This is a genomic window from Streptomyces sp. NPDC014733, from assembly GCF_043083385.1.
In the GTDB taxonomy this organism is placed as follows: domain Bacteria; phylum Actinomycetota; class Actinomycetes; order Streptomycetales; family Streptomycetaceae; genus Streptomyces.
This window is the reverse complement of the sequence record NZ_JBIBYO010000001.1, coordinates 1,065,156-1,088,932: the sequence shown is the minus strand read 5'-3', so window position 1 is coordinate 1,088,932 and position 23,777 is coordinate 1,065,156. Positions and strand designations below refer to the sequence as shown.

Sequence of the window (23,777 nt, the reverse complement as noted above, 5' to 3'; positions counted from 1 at the left end):
GGCGTAGATGTCGCAATCCACACCGAGCCAGAAGGCCCTCACCCGTTCAAGCACCCCACGCGCGTGTCACCAACGTCCCGGGACAACACACCTAGGGGGTGCCGTGGCCGGCCGCAGCGCCCGGCGCGCCCCGACCGCCGGGCGGACGGCGGGACGTCACGGACCCGCCCCGGCGGTGACCCGGCGGCCGCCGCGCCGGGCGGGTCAGGTGCGGAGCATCCGCTCGATCGCCTTGGTGGCCTCCTGGACCTTGGCGTCGATGGCCTCGGGGCCGTGCACCGCGGCGTCGGCGACGCAGTGGCGCAGGTGCTCCTCCAGGAGCTGGAGCCCGAAGGACTGCAGGCCCTTCGTGCTCGCCGAGACCTGCGTGAGTATGTCGATGCAGTAGACGTCCTCCTCCAGCATGCGCTGGAGGCCGCGGATCTGGCCCTCGATGCGGCGCAGTCTCTTGAGGTGGGCGTCCTTCTGGTGGGCGTAGCCGTGGATGCCGCGGTCGTGGTCGGTGACGGCGTTCGGGTCGCCCTGGGGGCCGGTTTCCGGCGTGGGCGCGGGGGCGGCCGAGGCGGTTTCGGTGGTGCCGTCCGTACCGGCGTCCGTGGTCGTCATGGCCGTCTCCCGTGGTATCCCGTCCATCCATATACCCCTGGTGGGTATATGGTACCGAATTTTCCGGGTACCGGAGGTACCCCGTGCAGAGCATGCTGCCCGATGCGCGACACTGAAGGAATGCTGGTAAGCAGTGGCTGGATGATGCGCCTAGCATCAAGTCGACCGAAACCGATGCACCCCGAGGATTTCACGTGCGCTTTCGTCTGACCCCCAGGGAGACGAGCTTCTACGACATGTTCGCCGCATCCGCGGACAACATCGTCACCGGCTCGAAGCTCCTGATGGAAATGCTCGGGGCGGACACCTCCGCGCGGGCCGAGATCGCCGAACGGATGCGGGCGGCGGAGCACGCAGGGGATGACGCGACGCACGCGATCTTCCACCAGCTGAACTCCTCGTTCATCACCCCCTTCGACCGCGAGGACATCTACAACCTCGCCTCGTCGCTCGACGACATCATGGACTTCATGGAGGAGGCCGTCGATCTCGTCGTCCTCTACAAGGTGGAGGAGCTGCCGAAGGGCGTCGAGCAGCAGATCGAGGTGCTGGCGCGGGCGGCCGAGCTGACCGCCGAGGCGATGCCGAATCTGCGGACGATGTCGAACCTCACCGAGTACTGGATCGAGGTCAACCGTCTGGAGAACCAGGCCGACCAGATCCACCGCAAGCTGCTCGCGCACCTCTTCAACGGCAAGTACGACGCCATCGAGGTGCTGAAGCTCAAGCAGATCGTGGACATCCTGGAAGAGGCGGCCGACGCTTTCGAGCATGTGGCCAACACCGTCGAGACCATCGCGGTCAAGGAGTCCTGAGCCCCGGCCATGGACACCTTCGCGCTCGTCGTGACCATCGCGGTCGCGCTCGGTTTCACGTATACCAACGGCTTTCACGACTCGGCGAACGCCATCGCCACCTCGGTGTCGACCCGGGCGCTGACGCCACGGGCGGCGCTGGCGATGGCCGCCGTGATGAACCTCGCCGGTGCCTTTCTGGGCAGCGGGGTCGCCAAGACGGTCAGCGAGGGGCTGATCTCCACGCCCGAGGGCAGCAAGGGGATGGGGATCCTGTTCGCCGCGCTGCTGGGCGCGGTGGTCTGGAACCTCGTCACCTGGTACTTCGGACTGCCCTCGTCCTCCTCCCACGCACTCTTCGGCGGCATGGTCGGCGCGGCGCTCGCGGGGGGCACCGAGGTGATCTGGACCGGGGTGATCGAGAAGGTCGTCCTGCCGATGTTCATCTCGCCGGTGATCGGCCTGGTGCTCGGCTATCTGGTGATGGTCGTCATCCTCTGGCTGTTCCGCGGCGCCAATCCGCACCGTGCCAAGCGCGGTTTCCGCATAGCGCAGACCGTCTCGGCGGCGGGCATGGCGCTCGGCCACGGTCTCCAGGACGCGCAGAAGACCATGGGTGTCGTGGTGATGGCGCTGGTCATCGCCGATGTCCAGGACGCCAGCGCGGCCATCCCGGTCTGGGTGAAGCTGGTCTGTGCGATCACCCTGTCGCTCGGTACGTACGCGGGTGGCTGGCGGATCATGCGGACGCTGGGCCGGCGGATCATCGAGCTGGACCCGCCGCAGGGCTTCGCCGCGGAGACCACGGCGGCGTCGGTGATGTACACCGCGTCGTTCATGTTCCACGCGCCGATCTCCACCACGCACGTCATCACCGCCGCGATCATGGGTGTGGGCTCGACCAAGGGCCCGCGCGCGGTGCGCTGGGGCGTGGCCAAGAACATCGTGATGGGCTGGTTCATCACGATGCCGGCGGCGGCGCTCGTCGCCGCGGTCTCCTACTGGGTGATCAAACTGGCCTTCGGCTGACCCGCGCCGGGCTCCGGTCCGGCGCCTCCGTACGAAGAAAGGGCCCGCCCCCGATGTGGGGGCGGGCCCTTCGCCGTGCGGTGGCACCGCCATGCAGCACCGCAGGACGTGGGTGGGGCCGCCGGGCGGGCGGCTCAGCCGAAGCGGCCGGAGATGTAGTCCTCGGTCGCCTGGACGGACGGGTTGGAGAAGATCCGCTCGGTGTCGTCGATCTCGACGAGGGTGCCGGGCTGCCCGACCGCCGAGAGGTTGAAGAACGCCGTACGGTCCGAGACGCGCGCCGCCTGCTGCATGTTGTGCGTCACGATGACGATCGTGAAGCGCTCCTTCAGCTCGCCGATGAGGTCCTCGACGGCGAGCGTGGAGATCGGGTCCAGCGCCGAGCAGGGCTCGTCCATCAGCAGGACCTGCGGTTCGACGGCGATGGCGCGGGCGATGCACAGCCGCTGCTGCTGGCCGCCGGAGAGGCCGGAGCCGGGCTTGTTCAGGCGGTCCTTGACCTCGTTCCAGAGGTTGGCGCCCTTGAGGGACTTCTCGACGATGTCGGACAGCTCGGACTTCTTCTTGACCGTGCCGTTGAGCCGCAGCCCGGCCGCGACGTTGTCGAAGATCGACATCGTGGGGAACGGGTTGGGCCGCTGGAAGACCATGCCGACGGTGCGGCGGACCGCGACCGGGTCGACGCCGGGACCGTAGAGGTCCTCGTCGTCCAGGAGCACCTTGCCCTCGACGCGGCCGCCGGGGGTGACCTCGTGCATCCGGTTCAGGGTGCGCAGGAACGTCGACTTACCGCAGCCGGAGGGGCCGATGAAGGCGGTCACCGAGCGGGGCTCGACGCTCATGGAGATGTCGTCGATGGCCTTGTGGCTGCCGTAGAAGGCGGAGAGGCCGCTGACATCGATTCGCTTGGCCATGGGATCACTGCTTCTTTCGTTGCGCTTACGGTCAGCGGCCGGATTTGGGGGCCTTCCAGCGGGCGATGCCGCGGGCCACCAGGTTGAGGAGCATCACGAAGGCGATGAGGACGAGGGCCGCGGCCCAGGCGCGGTCGTACGACGCCTCGGAGCCCTGCTGCCACTGCTGGAAGACGTAGAGCGGCAGGGACTGCTGGGCGTCCTGGAACGGGTTGTTGTTGATCGTCTTCGCGCCCCAGACCAGCAGCATGACCGGCGCGGTCTCACCGGTGATCCGGGCGACGGCCAGCATCACGCCGGTGGTGATGCCGCCGATCGACGTCGGCAGGACGACCTTGAGGATGGTGCGCCACTTCGGCACGCCCAGGGCGAGGGACGCCTCACGCAGCTCGTTGGGGACGAGCTTGAGCATCTCCTCGGTGGAGCGGACGACGACCGGGACCATCAGGATCGCCAGCGCCATCGCCCCGGCGAAGCCGGACGGGCCGAAGCCGAGGATGAGGATCCAGACGGAGAGGACGAAGAGACCGGCGACGATCGACGGGATGCCGGTCATCACGTCGACGAAGAACGTGACGGCCTTGGCGAGCCGGCTGCGGCCGTACTCGACCAGGTAGATCGCGGTGAACAGGCCGAGCGGCGCGGCGATCAGGGTGGCGAGGCCCACCTGCTCCAGGGTGCCGATGATCGCGTGGTAGATGCCGCCGCCGGGCAGCGCGTCCGGCAGGGTGCCCATCGAGTGGGACAGGAAGTAGCCGTCCAGGACCTTGCTGCCGCGGACCACCGTCTCCCACAGCAGGGAGGCCAGCGGGATGACGGCGAGCAGGAAGGCCATCCAGACGAGGCCGGTGGCGAGGCGGTCCTTGGCCTGCCGGGCGCCTTCGACGGCGGCGGACAGGACGAAGGTGGCGGCCACGAAGACCAGCGCGGCGATCAGACCCCACTGGACGCGGCTGTCCAGACCGGCGCCGAGGCCGATGCCGCAGCCGATCGCGGCCGAGGCGAGGGCGAGGGCCGCCGGGGTCCAGCGAGGGAGCCGGGCCTGCTTGAGGGAGAACGGTACGGGGGTGCCGCCGGGCCGGCCGGTGACGGTCTGCCGTTCCGTCATGACGTCGCTCACGAGTACTCCTTGCGCCGGGCGATGATCAGGCGGGCCGCGCCGTTGACGAGCAGGGTGATCACGAAGAGGACGAGGCCCGAGGCGATCAGTGCGTCCTGGCCGAAGGTGTCGGCCTCGCTGAACTTCGCTGCGATGTTCTGCGCGAAGGTGCCGCCGCCCGGGTCGAGCAGGCTCTTGCCGATGAGGAAGCTGGGGGAGAGGACGGTGGCGACGGCCATCGTCTCGCCGAGCGCACGGCCCAGGCCCAGCATGGAGGCGCTGATGATGCCGGAGCGGCCGAAGGGGAGGACCGACATCCGGATGACCTCCCAGCGGGTGGCGCCGAGCGCCAGGGCCGCCTCCTCGTGCATCTTCGGCGCCTGGAGGAAGACCTCGCGGCTGACGCTGGTGACGATCGGCAGGATCATGATCGCCAGCAGGATGCCGACGGTGAACAGCGAGCGGGCGGCGCCGCCGCCGTAGCTGAAGATGCCGGTCCAGCCGAGGTAGTCGTCGAGCCAGCCGTAGAGCCCGCCGAGGTGCGGGACGAGGAAGAGCGCGCCCCACAGGCCGTAGATGATGCTGGGCACCGCGGCGAGCAGGTCGATGACGTAGCCGAGCGGGGAGGCCAGCTTGCGCGGGGCGTAGTGCGAGATGAAGAGGGCGATGCCGACGGCGACCGGGACCGCGACGACCATCGCGATCAGGGCGCTGACGACGGTGCCGAACGCCAGGACCGCGATACCGAACTTCGGCTCGGTGCCGGTGGCGTTCCAGTCGAGGGTGGTGAAGAAGTTGGCGTGGTCGCCGGATATCGCGAGCACGGACCGGTAGGTGAGGAAGGCGGCGATGGCCGCCATGATCACCAGGAGGGCGATACCGGATCCCCGGGAGAGCCCGAGGAATATCCGGTCGCCGGGGCGCTGGGCCTTCCCCGAGACGGTGGAGGCCGGGGCCGCGGCCGGCGGGGGCGCGGCGTCAGGTGTCGCGGTTGCTGAGGGGGTCATGGTTTCTCCGGTCTGCGGAGCCCGGGGGCTCCTGGCGCGGCGGTGCACCGGACGGGCGGCGGCCCGGGGGCCGTACGGCGGGGTGACCCGGGCCGTACGGCGGGGCCGCCGCCCGGTGGATCAGGCGAGGGCGGCGACGGTCTTGCGGACCTTGTCGGCGATCTCGGAGGGCAGCGGGGCGTAGCCCAGGTCCTTCAGGGCGTTCTGGCCGTCCTCGCTCGCGATGTAGGTGAGGAAGGACTTGGTGGCCGGCAGGGTCTCGGCCTTGTTGCCCTTGTCGCAGGCGATCTCGTACGTCACCAGGGTGATCGGGTAGGCGCCCTCGGCCTTGGTGGCGTAGTTCAGCTCCAGGGCGAGGTCGTCGCCCTTGCCGACCTGCTTGGCCTCGGCGATGGCCTTGGAAGCGTTGTCGACGGTGGCCTCGACCGGGGTCTTGGCGCCGGTGGCGATCTTGACGGTGGGGATCTTCCCGGCCGTCGCGTAGGACAGTTCGAAGTAGGAGATCGCGCCGTTGGTCTGCTTGACCTGCGAGGAGACGCCGGCGGAGCCGGAGGCCGCCTGGCCGCCCTTGCCCTCCCAGGTCTTCGCGGGCTCGTGCTTCCAGGCGTCGGGGGCGGCGCCCTTGAGGTACTTGGTGAAGTTGTCGGTGGTGCCCGAGTCGTCGGAGCGGTGGAACGCCTGGATCTTGAGGTCCGGCAGCGAGGCGCCCGGGTTGAGCTTCTTGATCGCCGCGTCGTTCCAGTTGGTGATCTGCGAGTCGAAGATCTTGGCGAGGGTGGGCGCGTCGAGGACGAGGTTGTCCACGCCGGGGACGTTGTAGCCGACCGCGATCGGGCCGCCGACCATCGGCAGGTTGATCGCCTTGCCGCCCTTGCAGATCTTCTCCGACTTGGCGACCTCCTCGGGCTTGAGGGCCGAGTCGGAACCGGCGAACGCGGTCTGGCCCTGGAGGAAGGTGGTGATGCCCGCGCCGGAGCCGGTCGGCTGGTAGTTGATCTCGGTGTCCTTGCAGGAACCGGCGTAGTTCTGCACCCAGACGTCCATGGCGTTCTTCTGCGCCGAGGAGCCGGAGGCGCGCAGCTTGCCCTTGCCCTCGCACTTGATGCTGCCGGCCTTGGCGGCGTTGCCCGCGCCACCGGCGGCGCTGGTGTCGTCGGAGCCGCACGCCGTCAGGGCCAGGGCACCGGTGACGGCGAGAGCGCCCACCGCGAGGGCGCGAACCCGGTTCTTGCGCTGAAGCTTCACTGTCGAGAGTTCCTTCCTGGGGCGCGCCGCTTGCTCGGCGTGCGAGGTGTGTCAGGAGTGTGCGGAGTCAGCCGGAGCCCTTATCGGTTCGCGACGGTGACGCGCACTCGGTACGGCTGAAATTAGGCAGATCAAGTGAAGCGACCGACGGAGAAGAGTGAACGCACGGTGAACCTCACCCGTCAGCTGGGGGCGGGCCTTCCTGGCATGTATCAGTCACGCGAAATCGGGGAATTGCCCCGTCCTCTGTCGACTTACCGATCGGTATGGCACCATCCGCGCCAACGACCACGGGGAGACGAATCGGTGTGCATCGACCGGAGGTGGCGGGTGGGGATCCAGGGGACGGCGGATGCCGTACAGGGCGGAGCGGACACGAGGGAAACCGGGGGCGTACGGGATGCCGTGACTCCGGGTGATGGCGTGGGGAGCGCGTCCGGCCGCGGCGCCCCGCGGGGCCGGGCCGTCGCCCGCGCCGTCGTGGTGGTCTGCGCGCTGGGGCTGTTCGGCCCGCAGGTCCCGGCGGCGTACGCCTCGGCCGGGCGGGCGGCCGACGGGCCGGACGGGCGCACGGCCGGGCGGGCGGCGGACGGTGCGGGGAACGGACCGGAGGCGGACGCCGCGGGCCCCGGCGGGGACCGGCTGGCCCGGATACATCAGCGGATCGAGGACCTCTACCGCGCCGCGGAGCGGGCCACCGACGCGTACAACGCCGCGCAGGAGCAGGTCACCGACGAGCAGCGGAAGATCGTCGATCTCGCCCGGCGGATCGAGGACGCGCAGCGCCGCCGCGCGGCGCTCAAGCGGCAGGCGGGCGTGCTGGCCAGTGCGCAGTACCGCGCCGGGGGCATCCCGGACGAGGCGCGGCTGCTGCTGCACGCGGACCCCGAGGGGTACCTCGACAACGTGGTCCTGGCCCGTAAGAGCCAGCGCGCCGCCACGAACGTCGCCGGGGAGCTGAGCCGGCTGGCGGCCGGGCTCCGGGACGACGCGCACTCCGCGACGGTCCGCTGGGAGCACCTCGACGCCGAACGCGTGAAGAAGGAAAAAGCACGGCGTGACATCAAGGAGAAGATCGACGCGGCGAAGAAAATCGAATCCCGGTTGGCCGCCGCGGAAAAGGACCGGCTGAAAGAGCTGGAGGAATCCCGGGCCCGCGCCGAACAGCAGAAATGGCTGGACACCGGCATCCTGAAGGAGATCGGCAACAAGGCATCGGCCGCCGGAAAGAAAGCCGTTTCGTTCGCCACCGCGCAGATCGGCAAGGATTACGTGTGGGGCGCCGTGGGGCCGGACACCTTCGACTGCTCGGGGCTGACCCTGCGCGCCTGGCAGGCCGGCGGCCGTACCATTCCGCGGACCTCCCAGGAACAGTGGCGGCAGTTGCCCCGTGTCGCCGTCACGGACCTGCGCCCCGGGGACCTGATCATCTATTTCTCCGATGCCAGTCATGTCGGGATGTATCTCGGTGACGGGGCGATCGTGCACGCTCCGCGACCGGGCCGGCAGGTCACGATCGCCGGGGCCGGTTCGATGCCGATCCTCGGTGTCGTACGGCCCGATAAATGACGGAATGAGCGTGACGGCCTCGCCCGTGATTGCCGGCGCAACGCGGGTGAGGCCGTTATCGGACGGTCGCCGCGCCGTGGCACATTGCGATCGGTTCCGGCCCCGGTGGGGTGATGTTCGTCATTCCCTTTCCGGCTTCTCCCGGTCTCTCCAGGTCAAATGGCTTATACCCGGCGGCATATGACGTGTGCCGCGTGCCGTGGGTCATTCCGCACAAGTGTCCGGTGGCGCTATGGTCGCACTCTCGGTGCCCGGTGGCGCACCGCTCTCCCCCACGAGCGGCGCACGACCGGGCATGTTGGTGCGCCGGACGGCGCGCCGGGACAGCCCTGAGGAAACGCCTTCGCACGTGGTCTCGCGCCCGTCAGGGCGACCACCGGCGATCCGGGCGTCGAACCGGCCCACCAGGACCCAGGGGGAGGGAAGGAAGCAGAGCCATGTCCGTACCCGTACCGCACCGGCGCACGGCCGTGCTGTCGCAGCAGGCGGCCCCGGCCCGTGACGTCTGCGCCGCACGCCGCACGCCGGACGGCGCGGTGGACGTGCCCGCGCACCTTCTCACCACCACCGCCGGCGCCACGACGGCGCCGATCCCGGGCGCCCGCCGCCCCGACACGCCGGCCGACAACGGCTCCGGGCCCGGCCTGACCGTCCTCCTCATCGGCTCCGACCCCAGCAGCACCGTCCCCGACATGTGGGACTGGGCGGGCCGCAAGGTCCGGCTGCGCACCGCCCGCAACCTCACCGAGGCGGCGCGGCTGCTCACCGACGACGTCGACTGCATCCTCCTCGACCTCGCCCCCGCCACCGAGGCGGACGCCCCGGCGGACGGCGCCGGCGACACCCTCGGCGCGCTCCACGCGGTGCTGCGGATGGCCCCGGCCCACGCCGTCCTGGTGATGACGCCGGAGACCGACGCCGAACGCGCTGCCGAGGCCGTCCGCGTCGGCGCGCAGGACTACCTCTTCCGCGACGAGCTGGACGGCGCGGTCCTCAGCCGCGCGGTGCGCTACGCCGTCGAGCGCAAGCGCGCCGACCTCGCACAGCGTCAGCTCACCGAGTCGCGGATGCGCGCCCAGGAGAACGCCCGGCTGGAGCGCGGCCTGCTGCCGACCCCGCTGCTCGACGGCTCCGACCTGCGCTTCGCCGCCCGCTACCGCCCCGGCCGCAGCCGCGCGCTGCTCGGCGGCGACTTCTACGACACCGTCCGCACACCGGACGGCACCGTCCACGCGATGATCGGCGACGTCTGCGGCCACGGCCCCGACGAGGCGGCGCTCGGCGTGGAGCTGCGGATCGCCTGGCGGGCGCTGACCTTCGCCGGGCTCTGCGGCGACGAACTGCTCTCCACCCTCCAGAAGGTCCTGGAGCACGAGCGCGCCGACGACGAGATCTTCGCGACGCTCTGCACCGTCGACATCTCCCCGGACGGCCGCCGCGCCGGACTCTGCCTGGCGGGCCACCCGGCCCCGCTGCTCTCCCGCGCGGGCGGCCCGCCGCGGCTGCTCCCGTACGAGTACGGCGGCCCGGCGCTCGGCCTGCTGCCGTACGCCCGCTGGCCGCGTCACCAGATCGAGCTGGGCGGCGCGTGGAGCCTGATGATGTACACCGACGGCCTGATCGAGGGGCACGTCGGGGAGGGCCGGCTGCGGCTGGGCCAGGAGGGCATGGCCGATCTGGTCGCCCGCCGGATGGCGGCGGGCCTGACCGGCGAGGAACTGCTGGACACCGCCCTGAACGAGGTCCGCGACCTCAACGGCGGCGAGCTGACGGACGATGTCGCGGTGCTGTGGCTGGACCGGGGGCGCGGCTGAGCCGGGGCGGCGGGGGAACGGAGACGTCCGGGCGCCGGCCCGGTCATGCGAACGGGGCGCCCACCCGCGGTGGCGCGCCCCGTGTGTCCGTCCGGCCCGAAACTCAGCGCCCCCCGTTGTACGGCCCATAAGGACCGTCCGAGCTGGAGCCGCCGCGGCGGGGGCCTCCGCCGCCGGTGGCGTGGCGGAGGGCCGGGCGGACGTCGACGGTGTAGACGATCACCGCGATCACGCCGATGATCGGCAGGAACGACATCAGCGGCATGACGAAGAGCAGCAGCGTGGCGAGGGCCAGGAGGAGCAGCCACATGGGCTTGGTCTGCTTGTCGGCCGCGCGGTAGGCGTCGTCGCGGCGGACCGCCGCGTCGATCAGCATCACCGCGGCATAGATGCCCAGGGCCAGCTGTGCCCAGCCCAGAAGGGACTGGAATCCGTACACCAGCACGCCGCGCACCACCTTGCTTGTCGTCTCAGGGCCGTCGCGGCCCACCGTACCCGGACAACGGGCCGGGCCGCCGTTGCGTGCCCGGCCCGTGGGGACAACTACGTCACTTCGACGGCGGGGTGCTCCGGCGGGTGGCGGGCTTGCGGGCCGGGGCCTTCTTCGCGGACTTCGCCTCGGCCGCCTTGGCGCCGTCGGCCTTCGCGGTGGCGGGCTTGGCGGCGGGCTTGGTGACCGGCTTCGGCACCGCGCCGGTCCGCGACGGCTTGGCGGCGGCCTTGCCGTTGGCGGTGCCGTTCGCCGTGCCGTTGGCCTTCGCCGGCTTCGGGGCGGTCTTCGGCGCCGGGTCCGGCTCGATCACCACGGCCAGCTCCTCGACGTGGTCGGCGGCGTCACCGCGCCAGCCCTGCACCGCACCGCGGCCCCGCTCGGCCAGCCCGTCGTAGGTCTCCCGCGCCTTGACCGCGTACTCGGCGGCCCGGCCGACGCCCTGGAGCGCGAGGACCTGCGCCTGCTCGCGGAGCTTCTTCAGGTCGGTGTCGAGCGAGCCGAGCAGGTCGTTCAGCTTGCCCTGGGCCTCCTTGGCCTGCTGGGCGACGCGCGCCTGGACGTCCTTCGGATCCGTGGCCCGCACCGCCTCGATGTGCTTGGGGGCCTCCGCGCGGATCCGCTCGACCAGCACCGGCACCTCACCGAGCTTCTCGGCCGCCAGATCGGCGGTGCCGGCGAGGGCGTACAGCGGGGTCGGGTCGGTCAGGGTCTTGCGGAGGTCATCGGTGATGGCCATGAGGTGCTTCCTCCTGCATTCGGTGTCCTGATGCGGATGTCGTGCGCTCAGCCGTGGCCCGGCACGTCATCGGCCGGGGCGGCTCCCGGGTCGGTGCTGCCGTATCCGTTCTCCTTGCGGAAGGAGTCGTAGATCTGCAGCAGGACCTGCTTCTGCTTCTCGTTGAGGGAGGGGTCGGTGCGTATCGCGGTCTGTACCTCGACACCGCTCGGCCCCTGCCGCTCGTCGAGGATCCCGGCCTGGACGTACAGCGTCTCGGCGGAGATCCGCAGTGCCTTGGCGAGCTGCTGCAGGATCTCCGCGCTCGGCTTGCGCAGCCCGCGCTCGATCTGGCTGAGATACGGGTTCGACACCCCCGCGGCCTCCGCGAGCTGCCGCAGGCTCAGCTGCGCCGTACGCCGCTGCTCCCGCAGGAACTCACCGAGATTGCCGACGTTGAGCGATGCCATGGCCCCATGGTGCCCGCTGGTGCTAACTATTGCAAGCAGAGTGCTTGCGGGAGTGTTGCCGCGGTGGGGCGGGCCGGTCCGGGGCCGCCGGGCCCCGGGCCTCACGCCCTGCGGGAGATCTCCGCGCGGACGTCGGCCAGCAGCTGGAGGGCGTGCTCGCGGTCCTGCTTCAGCGTGCCGTCCACGCCGTGGACGGTGATCGTGATCCGCTTCGTGCCCTCGCCGCCGTGGACGTCCAGCTTGCCGCCGACCAGGAACTCCTCGGTGGGCTCGGCCCGCCAGACGCTGCACGCGCCCTTGGGGCCCTGGAAGATCTCGGTGACCGCGACGGCCGAGGTGTTGTGGCAGACCTCGTCGACGGATTGGGCCACCAGGGCGGGGTCCTTCCAGCTGAGGATCTCCAGCGAGAGTTTCACGTCGCTGTGGCGCGGCCCGCTCGTGCCGCGGCCGGCCTCCCGGACCGAGACGGTGATCGAGCACGACCCCTTGTCGCCCTGGATCTTCCCGAGGGTGCCGTCGAAGGTGTTGTCGCCGAGCGCCGCGGCGACCGACTCCGGCTTCAGGAAGTGGCCGCAGTTCTTGTTCACGGCCTTGGCCAGTGCCGGGTCCACCGCGGGAGCGGAACCGTTCCCGCCGCCCCCTCCGCAGCCGGTCACGAACAGCAGCCCCACGGCCACCCCGGCTCCGGCCCACCCACTGCGACGCATCGTTGCCCCCCCCACGCCGTGGCGCGCCACCGCGCCCGCTTCATGGCGGCATGAACTTAACAGGCTTGTTGGCGAAGCCGGTTGGGTTTCCGGGTGGAATCTCCGGAACGGTCGGACGCAGTGGCGCGCATCACGGTCGCGGGCGGTGCGCAGGTCCCGGGGCGGTTGTACTTTGTGCCGCATCGCTGTCCGGCGCAGGGAGCACCGGACGGCCAGGGGGAGACAAGTGAAGAGGCGCATGGTGAAGCCCGAGGTCCTCGTGGCCACGGCTGTCCTCGTGGCGACGGGCGCCCTGGGGGCCGCGGCTCCGGCGCAGGCCGCTTCGGCGCCGGCGGCCGCCGGCGGTACGGCGCCGTCCTGCATCGACCGCAGCGGTGTCAGGAACAGTGCCGAGGGCGGCATCGCGGGGGACACGGCGGTCGACCGGTTCGGCCGGCTCGACGTCCTGGCCTCCAACGCCGGGACGATGGCGGTCTCCCCCTTCGACGAGCTGCGTCAGGACGACTGGGACGCGATGGTCGCCACGCACATCACCGGGCTGCTCAACGGGATCGGCGCGGCGCTGCCCGCCGTCATTCCGCTGTCCTCCTGAAGGCGACTTCCCGCGTCATTCCCGGTCGGCCCGAAAAGCGGTGACAGCAATGCGGTGACGGGGCTTTCCGGGGCCGGGTGATTTCACGGTACGGAGGAGGGAGGGCGGGGCAAAGACGGAAATTCAGTGGCGGGTACAGGGGTTTCCTCTAGCGGGTTCCGGTCGGGGCGGGCTCCGGGGCGGGTCCCGGGCCGGTTCCGGGTCGGTCCTCGGGCACCTTCCGTACCGTCGTGTCGCCCGGCGTCACCCGCCGTCCGTCCTCGGCCCGGATCTCCAGTGGCCGCAGCCGGTGTCCCGCGCGGCGGTCGACCAGCTCCGAGTGGGGCTCGCCGGCGGTGAAGAAGTGCTGCTCGCCCCACTGGCGCAGCGCCACGATGACGGGGAAGAGCGCCTCGCCCTTCGGGGTCAGGACGTACTCGCGGTAGGCGCTGCCGTCCGAGGCGGGGACGGAGGCGAGGACGCCGCCGGCGACGAGGGCGCGCAGCCGGGCGGTGAGGATGTTCTTCGCGACGCCCAGGCTGCGCTGGAACTCGCCGAAGCGGCGGCTGCCGTCGAACGCGTCCCGGACGATCAGCAGCGACCACCAGTCGCCGATCGCGTCCACGGAGCGGGCGACCGGGCAGTCGCTGTCGTCGAAGCGGGTCCTGCTCACCATGGCGTCCCTCGTTTCCGTCGCTCCCGCGGATCCCGTCGGTCCGTCCGGGGCTCGTCGATCCGGCGATTGTGGTTGCAACATGCTACCAAGCGGGTTAGCGTCACCCTCGTTCCGGATTGGTAGCAAGATGAAACCAGACGTGTGGAGGGTGGGGGAACGGGTGGCGATGACCGGTGACGGTGAGGCCCTGACGCGGCGGACCGAGGGGTGCGGGGAGGAGGGGGCCGGGTACGTCCTGTCGCGGGGCGTCGTCGCGCTCTTCGCCGTCGCCTGCGGGGCGGCGGTGGCCAATGTCTACTTCGCGCAGCCGCTGCTGGTGACCATGGGGCGCGACCTCGCCATGAGCCCGGCGCTGGTCGGCGCCGTCGTCACGCTCACACATGTCGGGTACGGCCTGGGCCTCTTCTTCCTCGTACCGCTGGGCGATATGGCCGACCGGCGGCGGATCATCGTGCTGCATCTGTCGCTGCTGGTCGGGGCGTTGGCCGTGGTCGGCACCGCCCGTACGGCGGCGGCGTTGCTCGCGGGGGTGGCCGCCACGGGGCTGCTCGCGGTCGTCACCCAGACGCTGGTGGCCTTCGCCGCGTCGCTGGCGCCGCCCGCCGGGCGCGGCCGGGTCGTCGGGCTGGTCACCGGCGGTGTGGTCATCGGCATCCTGCTCGCCCGCACCGCCTCCGGGCTGCTGGCCGACCTCGCGGGCTGGCGCTCCGTCTACCTCGCCTCGGCGGCGCTGACCGCGGCGCTGGCGCTGATCCTCTACCGGGTGCTGCCCCGCCGCACCGCCGCGCCGACCACCCTGCGCTACGGGCAGCTGCTGCGCTCCACGCTCACCCTCTTCGCCCGCGAGCCGGTGCTGCGGCTGCGGGCGCTCTACTGCCTGCTGGTCTTCGCCGCGTTCAGCACCCTGTGGAGCAGCGTGGCGCTACCGCTCAGCGAAGCCCCGTACTTCCTGCCGCACCGCGCGATCGGTGCGCTCGGGCTGATCGGCGTGGCCGGTGCCCTGGCCGCGACCGTCGCGGGCCGCCTCAACGACCGCGGTCTCGCCCGCCGCACCACCGGGCTCGCCCTCGCCCTGCTCACCGCCGCCTGGCTCCCGCTGGCCTTCACCCGCAGCTCGCTGTGGGCGCTGGCCGCCGGGGTGGTCCTCCTGGACCTCGCGGTCCAGGCGGTCCATGTCACCAACCAGACGGTGATCTACGCCCTCCACCCGGACGCGGGCAGCCGCCTGATCGGCGGCTACATGGTCTTCTACTCCCTCGGCAGCGCCACCGGTGCCCTCGCCGCGACCTCCCTCTACGCCGCGGCGGGATGGGGCGCGGTCTGCGTACTGGGGGCGGGGTTCAGCGGCCTGGGGGTGGCGGTGTGGGGGTGCGTGTGGTGGCGGGAGCGGCGCGCGGAGCTCCGGGGAGGGGCCGGGGCGCCGCCCGTGAGCGGTTAGCCAGGCGTTAGCCCGGCGGCAGTCGCGCGCCAGGGCCTCCGGGCAGCGTGGGTGCCGTACCGAGGAGACCACGCCACCGACCGCCCCGGGGGGAACCCGCCATGCGCACCCACACCGTTCGTACCGCCCGCCGCCGTACCCTGCGGGTCGCCGCCGCCGCGCTCACCGCGGCCGCCGGGCTGACCCTGACCGCCTGCTCCGGTGCGGACGCGGGCGGGACGAAGGCCGCGGGGCAGGTGGAGGCTGCTTCGCAGGCCGACGCCGGCGCGGGCGTCTCCACCACGGTGCCGGACCGGGAGTCGCCGGCGGGCTCCGGGGCGAAGGGCGACGCCAAGGCGGGGGCCGCGGGCGGGGAGACCACGAACTCGGCCACCCAGGGCGAGCGGTGCCACACCTCCGGCCTGAAGGCGGAGTTCGCCACCGGTGACGACGCGGCGCCGGACCCGGACGCGCAGGGCGCGACGACCACCAGCATCCTGCTGACCAACACCAGCGGCCGGACCTGCAGGATCGGCGGCTTCCCCGGTGTGGACCTCGTGCCCGACAACGGCGGCACCCCCTGGTCGCTGGCCCGCTCGTCCGCCAGGTACAGCTCGATCACCCTCGCCCCCGGCGAATCCACCGACTTCACGCTCAGCCTCGGTATGGCCCACGAGAACGACGAAGGCTCCTGGAAGCCCGCAACCATGCAGGTCACCCCGCCGAACGAAACCACCTCCCTGACGGTCGAGTGGCCCTGGGGTCCGCTCGTCGACCAGTCCGGTGCCACTCACCCGGCCACTTTCGTCAACCCCATCGGCTGACGTCCGCGGAGGCCCGGAGCGGCCGGGCCCGGTCGGCCGCCCCCGCAGGGGCGGGAGCGGACGCCGCCGCATCTGCGCTGTCGGCTCACTTCCTCACCCGGTAGCGCAGATGGGTGACGCCGGTGCCCTCGATCACCGCGACGGGGCCGTCGAACCGCACCGGTCCGCCGCCGAGTCCGTCGAAGAGCCGTTTCCCGCCGCCCAGGACGACCGGCACCAGCGCGACCCCGACCTCGTCGAGCAGCCCGGCCTCCAGGCACTGACGGGCCATCTGCCCGCCGTTCACCACCACGTCCTTCTCCCCGGCCAGCGCCTTCGCCCGGGCCACCGCCGCCGCGATGCCGTCGGTGACGAAGACGAAGTCCGCGTCGTCCTCGGGCCGGTCGTCCGGCCGGCGGTGGGTGAGGACGACCGTGGTCACGTCCATCGGGTGGCGTCCGCCCCAGGCGTGCGTCAGGTCGTAGAGGTGCCGGCCGACGATCAGCGCCCCCGTGTTCCCCCACTCCCGCCGCAGCAGTGCGGCGCTGGCCGCGGAGACGCGGAACGGCGGCACGTCGGGGCTGGCCGACGGGATCTCGACGTCGCCGTTGCCGTACCACTGGAACAGCAGGTCGAAGCCGCTTTCGTCCGGTCCGGCGATGTAGCCGTCCAGGGACATCGTGGTGACGCTGGTGGTGACCTTGCCCATCGGGTGTCTCCTTCGCAGGTCTGCGCTCGGTACCGGGCCGCCGGTACGCCGTGGACGGCCGGTCTTGCGGTACTCGGCACCGTAACTCCCGGCACTGACAGTCCGGTTGGGATCACCGTGCCGGTCGGCGTCCCCGGTACAGGCGACCACACGCGCCGGACCGCCGCCCGCAGGCACGCCCGTACGCCGCCAACCCGCCCGGCACGCCACCTCGTTGACTTCGAGCGCACTCCACCTCCTACGGTCGTCGGGACGGCCGCGGTTCCGGGAAGGCCCCGGCGGCGGGCGGTGCCAGGAGGTGGCGGAGATGACGGGGACGACGGGAATGCCTACGCGCAAGCTCGGTGCGCTGGAGGTTTCGGCCCAGGGGCTCGGGTGCATGGGGATGAGCCACGGATACGGGGCGTCGGACGACGGGGCGTCGCTCGCCACCTTGAACCGGGCGCTCGACCTCGGCGTCACGCTCCTGGACTCCTCCGATTTCTACGGGGCGGGCCACAACGAGGAACTGCTCGGCAGGCTGCTCGCCGAGCGGCGCGACGAGGTGGTGCTCGCCACCAAGTTCGGCTTCGCCAACCGCGTCGGCGAGCCGGCCGTCATCCGCGGCGACGCCGCCTACGTACGGCAGGCGTGCGACGCGTCGCTGCGCCGCCTCGGCGTCGACCACATCGACCTCTACTACCAGCACCGCGTCGACCCGCAGGTGCCGATCGAGGAGACGGTCGGCGCGATGGCGGAGCTGGTCGCGGCGGGCAAGGTGCGCCACCTCGGGCTCTGCGAGGCGGGCGCGGAGACCGTCCGCCGGGCGCACGCGGTCCATCCGATCGCCGCGCTGCAGAGCGAGTGGTCGCTGTGGACGCGCGACCTGGAGCGGGAGATCGCGCCGGTCTGCCGGGAGCTGGGCATCGGCCTCGTCCCGTTCTCCCCGCTCGGCCGCGGCTTCCTGACCGGACGTTACGCCTCCGTCGAGGGCATGGCGGAGAGCGATCTGCGGCGCACCCAGCCGCGGTTCGCCGACGGGAATCTGGAGCAGAACCTCGCGATCGTCCGGAGGCTGGAGGAGCTGGCCGCCGAGCGCGGGGTGACCGCCGGGCAGCTCGCGCTGGCCTGGGTGCAGCACCGCGGCGACGACGTCGTCCCGATTCCCGGCACCCGGCGTGAGCGGTACCTGGAGGAGAACCTCGCCGCGGTGACCATCGAACTGTCCGCCGACGACCTCGCCGCCATCGACGCCGCGGCCCCCGCCGACCGCGTCGCCGGCACCCGCTACGACGCGGGGAGCCTGGCGCTGGTCGGCCGGTGAGGGAGGAGCCGGTGCAGGAGGAGCCGGTGCGGGAGGAGCCGGGGGCCGGAGCGCCACCGGCGGAGGGCGGGCGTCCGGACGGCCCGGTCCCCGGCGGCCCGGCTCCGGCCCCCGACGGCCCCGCCTTCCTCCGGCGCTTCCACGCCGCGCACCCCGCGGTCACCGCCCGGGCCATGGCGCACGGCCGCGGGCCCGACGGCCGGTCCAGCTATGCGCTGCTGCGGGACGCGGTGGCCGGGCGGCGCCGGGTGCTGGACGTGGGCTGCGGCGACGGTCTGCTGCTGGAACTGCTCGCCGCCCGGCCCGGCCGGCAGGTCGCGGGCGTCGACCTGTCGGCGGCGGAACTGGCCCTGGCCCGCCGCCGCCCGGGGCTGGCCACCGCACCGCTGCACGCCGGGAGCGCCGAGCGTCTGCCCTTCCCCGACGGCGGGTTCGACGGCGCGGTGTCCCACATGGCGCTGATGCTGATGAACGAGCCCGAGCGGGTCGCCGCCGAGCTGGGCCGGGTGCTGGCGCCCGGCGGGACGCTGGCCGCGGTGCTCGGCGGCGGGCCGGGGGAGGGCGAGGCGTACGCGACGTTTCTGCGGCTGCTGCGGCCGGTGCTCGACGCGGCGCCGCCCGAGCGCCGCATCCCGCGCCTCGGCGACCGGCGGCTGCGGACCCGCGAGGGGTTCGACGCGGTCTTCGGGCCCGCCGGGTTCGCCCCGGTGACCTGGGAGCGCGTCCCGCTCGACCTGACCGCGCCGCCGGACGCGGTGTGGCGGACGGTCGGCTGCCTCTACGACCTGGCGCCGCTGGATCCGGCGACCGTCGCGGAGCTGCGCGACCGCTTCACCGCCGCCACCGCGCCGACGGCGCTGCCGGACGGCCGCATCCCGTGCGTGATGACCGTGTACGTGGCGGTGGCCCGGCGCGCGGGGTGAGCCGTGGGGCGTGCGCGAAGTGCGTGCACGCCCCCCGGTCAGGCCCCGTACGGCCGCGCGGCCCGGCCCTCGCGCAGCGTGAGGGCCCACCAGGTGAGCTGGTCCAGCAAGGTGTCGGCCGCCTTGGTGGCCGGCGCCGGGTCGTGCAGTTCGCCGTTCTCGTCGAAGAGCGTCCAGGCCAGCGGGAAGCTGACCGTCTCGCGGACCGTCGTGGCGTGCAACTCCGCGAAGACGAGTCGCAGTTGCTCGACCGCCCGCAGACCGCCGGAGAGCCCGCCGTACGAGACGAAGCCGACGGGCTTGGCGTGCCACTGCGGGTTCAGCAGGTCGATGGCGTGCTTGAGCGGCGCGGGGAAGGAGTGGTTGTACTCGGGGGTGACCACCACGAACGCGTCGGCCGCCGCGATGCGTCCGGCGAACTCCTCGAACTCCGGCGTGCCGTGGCGCAGTTCGTAGGGGCGGACCGCGTCCAGGTCGATGACGTCGACGTCGAGGTGCGGACGGGCGGCGGCCTGCCGGGCGAACCAGCCGCTGACGACCGGCGCGAACCGGCCCTCCCGGGTGGAGCCGACGAGCACGGCGAGGGTGTGGCGGGCGGGGGCGTCGGTCGCGGACACGGGATTCCTCCGGAAGGGAGCGTGGATGCGGGGGCGGGTGCCGCCGTCGGGACCGACGCTAAAACCTCAAGTGGAGTTGAGGTCAACTGCCGTCCGTCGATTGCGTTCCGCCGGTTGCGTTCCGCCGCCCGCCGCCCGCCGCCCGCCGCCCTCCGTCTGCGATCTGCCCGCCGCCCGCCCCCCTCGGGCCGGACACGGGCCGGACGCCGCAGGGCCCCGGGCGGCAGCGGTCCCGCGCCGTATCCGGCCCGTGTCCGCTCCGCCCGGGGCCCTGTCCCGGGAAGCCGTGCCGCTCAGGCGGCCTTGAACAGCTTCAGCAGCTCCGTCTTCTCGAACATCCGGGCCGTGTCGATCGCCGACGGCGTACCCGCGGCCGGGTCCGCGCCATGGGTGACCAGCACCTTCACGACCTCGTCCTCGCCCTTGAAGACCGCGCCCGCCAACGGCGTCTGGCCGCGGTCGTTGGCGCGGTCGGCGTCGGCGCCGCGCCGCAGCAGCGCCTCCACCGTGGCCGCGTGGCCGTGGTAGGCGGCCAGCATGACCAGCGAATCGCCCTTCTCGTTGGTCAGATTGGCCGGCACCCCGGCGTCCACGTACGCGGCGACGGTGTCGGTGTCGCCCTGCCGCGCGAGGTCGAACACCTTGGCCGCGAGCTGTAGCACCTCGGGGTCGTGGGCGTGCTCGGTCGCCTCGGGCCCCTGCGGTCCGGTCTGCGCATCGCTCATGATCGCCGGCCTCCTGCTGTGATCGTTCCCCACTGGCTGTCGCCGCCACTGTAGGCACGCCCGACGCCCTTTGTGCAGGCCAACGCCGTACGACGAGGGAACACCACGCGACCGGGCAGGCGGTGCGGGGCGAAGCCGGTCCCGCCGCCCCGCCCCGCGCGTACCTCAGAACGCCGCGCGGATCTCCCCGACCCGGACGCCGCCGCCCAGCAGCGGTACGTCCGCGATCCGCTCCAGGACCGGCGCCTCGACGCCCATCCCGCGCAGCGTGCGCGCCAGCACCGGGCCCAGCGTGCGGGTGTTGCCGTCGTCGATCTTGAAGGCGAGGGCCCGGCCGTCGGGCAGCGCCAGCGCCTGGACCGCCTCCGCGCCCATCTTCGACAGCGTCCCGGGCAGCTCCCGCATCAGCCAGGTGTCCGGGCGCCGGGTCCCCGCGACGTACTCGGGGTGCGCGCGCATCGCGTCCGCGACCCGCCGCTCGGGCGTGCCCGGCGCGGCGAGGACGAAGGTCCGGAACGCGCGGGCCAGACCGGTCAGCGACAGCGACATCAGCGGCGCGCCGCAGCCGTCGGTGCCGATGTGGGCCACCTCCTCACCGCTCGCCGCGCGCACGCACTGAAGGATCAGCTGCTGGAGCGGGTGGTCCTGGTCGAGGTAGGTCTCCGTGGGCCAGCCGTTGGCGACGCAGGCGGCGAGCATCGCGGTGTGCTTGCCGGAGCAGTTCATCGTCAGCGGCGAGCGGACCTGGCCGGACGCGAGGTACCGCTCGGCCTCCTCCGGGTCCAGCGGGAGGTCCGGCGGCGTCTGCAGCTGCGCCGCGTCGAGCCGGAACTCGTCCAGCATCGTCCGCACCAGCTCCAGATGGAACGATTCTCCGGAGTGGCTGGCCGCCGCGAGCGCGAGCCGTTCCCCGGACAGCTCCAGGCCCGCCCGCAGCAGCGCCGCGGCCTGCATCGGCTTGTTGGTGGAGCGGGGGAAGACGGGCGCGTCGACGTCACCGAGCGCGGTCTCGACGCTGCCGTCGGCGGCCAGCACCACCAGGGAGCCGCGGTGGCGCCCCTCGACGAAACCGGAGCGGACGACCTCGGCGAGGACCGGGGCGTCCGGGGTGACCGGCGCCGGGCGGTCGGATATCGGGCGGGACGGAGACATCGATGGGCCTTCCGGGAACGTGACCGGCCCTCCCTGGAAGGCTTGTGGCCCAGGTCAGGACAGCAGGTCGTCTACTTGTGCTTCCCCTTCACGGTACCTGCGGGCCATTTCGGTGCTGCAATCGTCGGCCATCCGCTGGAGCGACTGCCGCCGCCCGGAGACCTGCTGCTCGTACCGGACCAGCCGGGTCATCGCCTCCGTCAGCTCGCCGTCGGTCCGCGCCCCCAGATCGGACAGTTCCACCTCGCCGAGCATGTCGTCGGCGAGCCGCCGGTACTCCTCGCCGTGCGGGGTGCCGACCGTGACGTGCCGGGCGGAGGAGCGGTGGCGGGACGGGACGTCCGCCAGGATCTCCGGCAGCCGGTCGAGCAGCGGCGGCAGCGGCGCCGCCCGGCGGGCCAGCTCCGCCCGCAGGATGTCGATCCGGCCCTGGAGCAGCCTCCGCAGATAGCTGAGATCGGCCTCCTCGCGCTGTGCGTCGCGCCGCAGCACCCGCAGTTCGGGCAGGCCCGGGGCGGTCAGATCCGGCTGGACGACGGGGTGGAAGCGGTCGCGCTGCTGCGGTGGGCGGTGCTGCGACCGGCCGGCTTGGAGCATGGGGCCATCCTCGGTGCGGGCGCCGTCAGGAGCCGTCGCCATGGTCGTCCCCCGCGCGACGGGCGGTGCCGGAGCGGCACCCGGGGTCGTACGGGCGGGTGGTACGGGACCGGGGATCATCCGCCCGGCGCCGGCAGTGTTCATGAGTGTTGTCCCCTCGTCCGGTGCGGCATCCAGGGCATGTTGTCCATGAAACGCACCACGTGCACGCATCGTGCCACTCTGGGCGGTCCGTATGCAGGGCCATGACACCCGAACGGCCCCTGGAGGGGCACGGCTGTCCGAACGGTTCCGGGGCCCGGCATGATGGCGGGTATGCGAGCAGTGGTGCAGAGGGTGGACGGCGCACGCGTCGTCGTGGACGGCGAGACGGTCGGCGAGATCGTCGGCGAGGGACTGTGCGTGCTGGTCGGGGTCACGCACGACGACACCGCGGAGAAGGCGGCGCAGCTCGCCCGGAAGCTGTGGTCGGTGCGGATCCTCCAGGGCGAGAAGTCGTGCTCGGACACGGCCGCCCCGCTGCTGGTCATCAGCCAGTTCACTCTCTACGGTGACGCGCGCAAGGGCCGCCGCCCCACCTGGAACGCGGCCGCGCCCGGCCCGGTCGCCGAACCCCTCGTCGACGAGGTCGTCGCTCAGCTGCGGGCCCTCGGCGCCCAGGTGGAGACCGGCAGGTTCGGCGCCGACATGAAGGTGTCGCTGACCAACGACGGGCCGTTCACCGTCCTCGTCGAGGTCTGATCACCGGCGCTCTCCCGGCACGACGAACGGCCGCGGTCCCTACGGGAGGGGCCGCGGCCGTTCGCCGTGTCTCGGGGCGCCCTACGGCGCGACCACGACCTCCTGCGCCGCGGCGGTGCCCTCGGCGTCCAGCGGGGCGTCGACGGGGACGTTCCGCTTGATCAGGCCCAGGGCGATCGGGCCCAGCTCGTGGTGGCGGGCCGAGGTCGTGATGAAGCCGATCTGGCGGCCCTCGGGACCGTCGGCGGCGAGCCGCAACGGCGTGCCGTGCGGCGGCAGATGCACCTCGCTGCCGTCCAGGTGCAGGAAGACCAGCCGGCGCGGCGGCTTCCCCAGGTTGTGGACGCGGGCGACGGTCTCCTGACCGCGGTAGCAGCCCTTCTGGAGGTGCACCGCGCTCTCCAGCCAGCCCAGCTCGTGCGGGATGGTGCGGTGGTCGGTCTCCAGGCCGAGCCGCGGACGGTGCGCCTCGACGCGCAGTGCCTCCAGCGCGAGGACGCCGACCGCCGGGCCGTGGGCCGCGGCGAACTCGTCCAGCTCGGCGCGCGGCAGGAAGAGGTCCCGGCCGTGCGGCGTCTCGCGGACGACCGTGCCCTCGGGCGCCTCGGTGATCGAACCGGCCGGGAGGTGCACCACGGCGATGTCGGCGGTGCGGTCGGCGACCTCGACGCGGTAGAAGAACTTCATGCTCTCCAGATAGGCGATCAACGCCTCCTGGGTGCCCGGCTCGGCGTGCAGCCACGTCGTCTCCCCGTCGTCGACGAGGTAGAGCGCATGCTCCACATGGCCGTGCGGGGAGAGGATCAGCGCCTCGGTGGCCTGCCCGGGCGGCAGCTCGCTGACGTGCTGGGTGACCAGCAGATGCAGCCAGCTCAGCCGCTCAGGACCGGTGACGGTGACGACGCCGCGGTGCGAGAGGTCCACGAAACCGGAGCCGTCCGCCAGCGCGCGTTGTTCACGGAAGAGGTCACCGTAGTGCGCGGCGACGCCTTCGTCGGGGGCCTCGGCGGGGACGGCGCCGGGCAGCGACAGCAGGGAACTCTTCATGCCGCCAGCCTACGGCCCGGCGGTACGCCACCGG

Annotated in this window: 26 protein-coding genes; 10 read left to right on the top strand and 16 right to left on the bottom strand. The window is 72.3% G+C overall.

Annotated features, from left to right (window positions below; all coding sequences use genetic code 11):
• Positions 1-204: 204 nt before the first annotated feature.
• Positions 205-606, bottom strand: a complete 402-nt coding sequence (locus ACF1BH_RS04985; protein ID WP_391640969.1) for a metal-sensitive transcriptional regulator — start codon at positions 604-606, stop codon at positions 205-207.
• A 194-nt stretch (positions 607-800) separates the two neighbouring features.
• On the opposite strand from ACF1BH_RS04985, the gene ACF1BH_RS04980 reads away from it, so the two are divergent.
• The gene (locus tag ACF1BH_RS04980; RefSeq protein WP_030286220.1) at positions 801-1,421 is read left to right on the top strand and encodes a DUF47 domain-containing protein; all 621 of its coding nucleotides are present in this window, start codon (positions 801-803) and stop codon (positions 1,419-1,421) included.
• A gap of 9 nt (positions 1,422-1,430) precedes the next feature.
• Positions 1,431-2,429, top strand: a complete 999-nt coding sequence (locus ACF1BH_RS04975; protein ID WP_391640968.1) for an anion permease — start codon at positions 1,431-1,433, stop codon at positions 2,427-2,429.
• Between the two features lie 134 nt (positions 2,430-2,563).
• On the opposite strand, the gene pstB is transcribed toward ACF1BH_RS04975, so the two are convergent.
• The 4 genes from pstB to pstS form a co-directional block, all read right to left on the bottom strand.
• Positions 2,564-3,343: a phosphate ABC transporter ATP-binding protein PstB gene (gene pstB, locus ACF1BH_RS04970; protein WP_391640967.1), complete on the bottom strand. Its 780-nt coding sequence runs from the start codon at positions 3,341-3,343 to the stop codon at positions 2,564-2,566.
• A 31-nt stretch (positions 3,344-3,374) separates the two neighbouring features.
• Entirely contained in the window at positions 3,375-4,451 is a 1,077-nt protein-coding gene (gene pstA, locus ACF1BH_RS04965; RefSeq protein WP_391641019.1) for a phosphate ABC transporter permease PstA, read from the bottom strand.
• 8 nt (positions 4,452-4,459) lie between these two features.
• The gene (gene pstC / locus ACF1BH_RS04960) at positions 4,460-5,449 is read right to left on the bottom strand and encodes a phosphate ABC transporter permease subunit PstC (protein WP_391640966.1); all 990 of its coding nucleotides are present in this window, start codon (positions 5,447-5,449) and stop codon (positions 4,460-4,462) included.
• 120 nt (positions 5,450-5,569) lie between these two features.
• Positions 5,570-6,694, bottom strand: coding sequence for a phosphate ABC transporter substrate-binding protein PstS (gene pstS / locus ACF1BH_RS04955; protein WP_391640965.1), 1,125 nt, complete (start codon positions 6,692-6,694; stop codon positions 5,570-5,572).
• Positions 6,695-7,117: 423 nt separating this feature from the next.
• On the opposite strand from pstS, the gene ACF1BH_RS04950 reads away from it, so the two are divergent.
• On the top strand, positions 7,118-8,263 hold the full coding sequence (locus ACF1BH_RS04950; protein ID WP_391640964.1) for an NlpC/P60 family protein: 1,146 nt from the start codon (positions 7,118-7,120) through the stop codon (positions 8,261-8,263).
• 437 nt (positions 8,264-8,700) lie between these two features.
• On the top strand, positions 8,701-10,077 hold the full coding sequence (locus tag ACF1BH_RS04945; RefSeq protein WP_391640963.1) for a PP2C family protein-serine/threonine phosphatase: 1,377 nt from the start codon (positions 8,701-8,703) through the stop codon (positions 10,075-10,077).
• A gap of 103 nt (positions 10,078-10,180) precedes the next feature.
• On the opposite strand, the gene ACF1BH_RS04940 is transcribed toward ACF1BH_RS04945, so the two are convergent.
• The 4 genes from ACF1BH_RS04940 to ACF1BH_RS04925 all read right to left on the bottom strand — a co-directional run bounded on the left by ACF1BH_RS04940 (position 10,181) and on the right by ACF1BH_RS04925 (position 12,462).
• Positions 10,181-10,522: a DUF2516 family protein gene (locus ACF1BH_RS04940; RefSeq protein WP_391640962.1), complete on the bottom strand. Its 342-nt coding sequence runs from the start codon at positions 10,520-10,522 to the stop codon at positions 10,181-10,183.
• Between the two features lie 103 nt (positions 10,523-10,625).
• Positions 10,626-11,306: a hypothetical protein gene (locus ACF1BH_RS04935; RefSeq protein WP_391640961.1), complete on the bottom strand. Its 681-nt coding sequence runs from the start codon at positions 11,304-11,306 to the stop codon at positions 10,626-10,628.
• A 47-nt stretch (positions 11,307-11,353) separates the two neighbouring features.
• Complete coding sequence (locus ACF1BH_RS04930; RefSeq protein WP_391640960.1) at positions 11,354-11,755, bottom strand: helix-turn-helix domain-containing protein; 402 nt, start codon at positions 11,753-11,755, stop codon at positions 11,354-11,356.
• 101 nt (positions 11,756-11,856) lie between these two features.
• Complete coding sequence (locus tag ACF1BH_RS04925) at positions 11,857-12,462, bottom strand: hypothetical protein (RefSeq protein WP_391640959.1); 606 nt, start codon at positions 12,460-12,462, stop codon at positions 11,857-11,859.
• 238 nt (positions 12,463-12,700) lie between these two features.
• Between ACF1BH_RS04925 and ACF1BH_RS04920 the strand changes: the two genes are divergently transcribed.
• Positions 12,701-13,054: an SDR family NAD(P)-dependent oxidoreductase gene (locus ACF1BH_RS04920; RefSeq protein WP_391640958.1), complete on the top strand. Its 354-nt coding sequence runs from the start codon at positions 12,701-12,703 to the stop codon at positions 13,052-13,054.
• 148 nt (positions 13,055-13,202) lie between these two features.
• Here the strand turns inward: ACF1BH_RS04920 and ACF1BH_RS04915 are convergent, their stop codons facing one another.
• A complete protein-coding gene (locus ACF1BH_RS04915) occupies positions 13,203-13,709 on the bottom strand; it encodes a winged helix-turn-helix transcriptional regulator (RefSeq protein WP_391640957.1) in 507 nt (168 codons plus the stop codon).
• 166 nt (positions 13,710-13,875) lie between these two features.
• On the opposite strand from ACF1BH_RS04915, the gene ACF1BH_RS04910 reads away from it, so the two are divergent.
• On the top strand, positions 13,876-15,147 hold the full coding sequence (locus tag ACF1BH_RS04910; protein WP_391640956.1) for an MFS transporter: 1,272 nt from the start codon (positions 13,876-13,878) through the stop codon (positions 15,145-15,147).
• A gap of 101 nt (positions 15,148-15,248) precedes the next feature.
• Positions 15,249-15,950, top strand: a complete 702-nt coding sequence (locus ACF1BH_RS04905) for a DUF4232 domain-containing protein (RefSeq protein WP_391640955.1) — start codon at positions 15,249-15,251, stop codon at positions 15,948-15,950.
• Positions 15,951-16,035: 85 nt separating this feature from the next.
• On the opposite strand, the gene ACF1BH_RS04900 is transcribed toward ACF1BH_RS04905, so the two are convergent.
• Complete coding sequence (locus ACF1BH_RS04900; RefSeq protein ID WP_391640954.1) at positions 16,036-16,638, bottom strand: dihydrofolate reductase family protein; 603 nt, start codon at positions 16,636-16,638, stop codon at positions 16,036-16,038.
• 325 nt (positions 16,639-16,963) lie between these two features.
• On the opposite strand from ACF1BH_RS04900, the gene ACF1BH_RS04895 reads away from it, so the two are divergent.
• Both ACF1BH_RS04895 and ACF1BH_RS04890 read left to right on the top strand, forming a co-directional pair.
• A complete protein-coding gene (locus ACF1BH_RS04895; protein WP_391640953.1) occupies positions 16,964-17,941 on the top strand; it encodes an aldo/keto reductase in 978 nt (325 codons plus the stop codon).
• A gap of 11 nt (positions 17,942-17,952) precedes the next feature.
• Positions 17,953-18,864, top strand: coding sequence for a class I SAM-dependent methyltransferase (locus tag ACF1BH_RS04890; protein WP_391640952.1), 912 nt, complete (start codon positions 17,953-17,955; stop codon positions 18,862-18,864).
• 38 nt (positions 18,865-18,902) lie between these two features.
• Here the strand turns inward: ACF1BH_RS04890 and ACF1BH_RS04885 are convergent, their stop codons facing one another.
• From ACF1BH_RS04885 to ACF1BH_RS04870, 4 genes are all read right to left on the bottom strand, one after another.
• On the bottom strand, positions 18,903-19,481 hold the full coding sequence (locus ACF1BH_RS04885; RefSeq protein ID WP_391640951.1) for an NADPH-dependent FMN reductase: 579 nt from the start codon (positions 19,479-19,481) through the stop codon (positions 18,903-18,905).
• Positions 19,482-19,774: 293 nt separating this feature from the next.
• Positions 19,775-20,206 carry an ankyrin repeat domain-containing protein gene (locus ACF1BH_RS04880; protein ID WP_391640950.1) on the bottom strand — a complete coding sequence of 144 codons (432 nt, stop codon included), beginning with the start codon at positions 20,204-20,206 and terminating at the stop codon, positions 19,775-19,777.
• Between the two features lie 165 nt (positions 20,207-20,371).
• Positions 20,372-21,358 (bottom strand): asparaginase, encoded by a 987-nt coding sequence (locus ACF1BH_RS04875; RefSeq protein WP_391640949.1) that lies wholly within the window; start codon positions 21,356-21,358, stop codon positions 20,372-20,374.
• A 54-nt stretch (positions 21,359-21,412) separates the two neighbouring features.
• Positions 21,413-22,099 (bottom strand): ABC transporter substrate-binding protein, encoded by a 687-nt coding sequence (locus ACF1BH_RS04870; protein WP_391640948.1) that lies wholly within the window; start codon positions 22,097-22,099, stop codon positions 21,413-21,415.
• A 171-nt stretch (positions 22,100-22,270) separates the two neighbouring features.
• Between ACF1BH_RS04870 and dtd the strand changes: the two genes are divergently transcribed.
• Complete coding sequence (gene dtd, locus ACF1BH_RS04865; protein ID WP_384598183.1) at positions 22,271-22,696, top strand: D-aminoacyl-tRNA deacylase; 426 nt, start codon at positions 22,271-22,273, stop codon at positions 22,694-22,696.
• Between the two features lie 81 nt (positions 22,697-22,777).
• On the opposite strand, the gene ACF1BH_RS04860 is transcribed toward dtd, so the two are convergent.
• Complete coding sequence (locus ACF1BH_RS04860) at positions 22,778-23,743, bottom strand: YgfZ/GcvT domain-containing protein (protein ID WP_391640947.1); 966 nt, start codon at positions 23,741-23,743, stop codon at positions 22,778-22,780.
• Positions 23,744-23,777 lie beyond the last annotated feature (34 nt).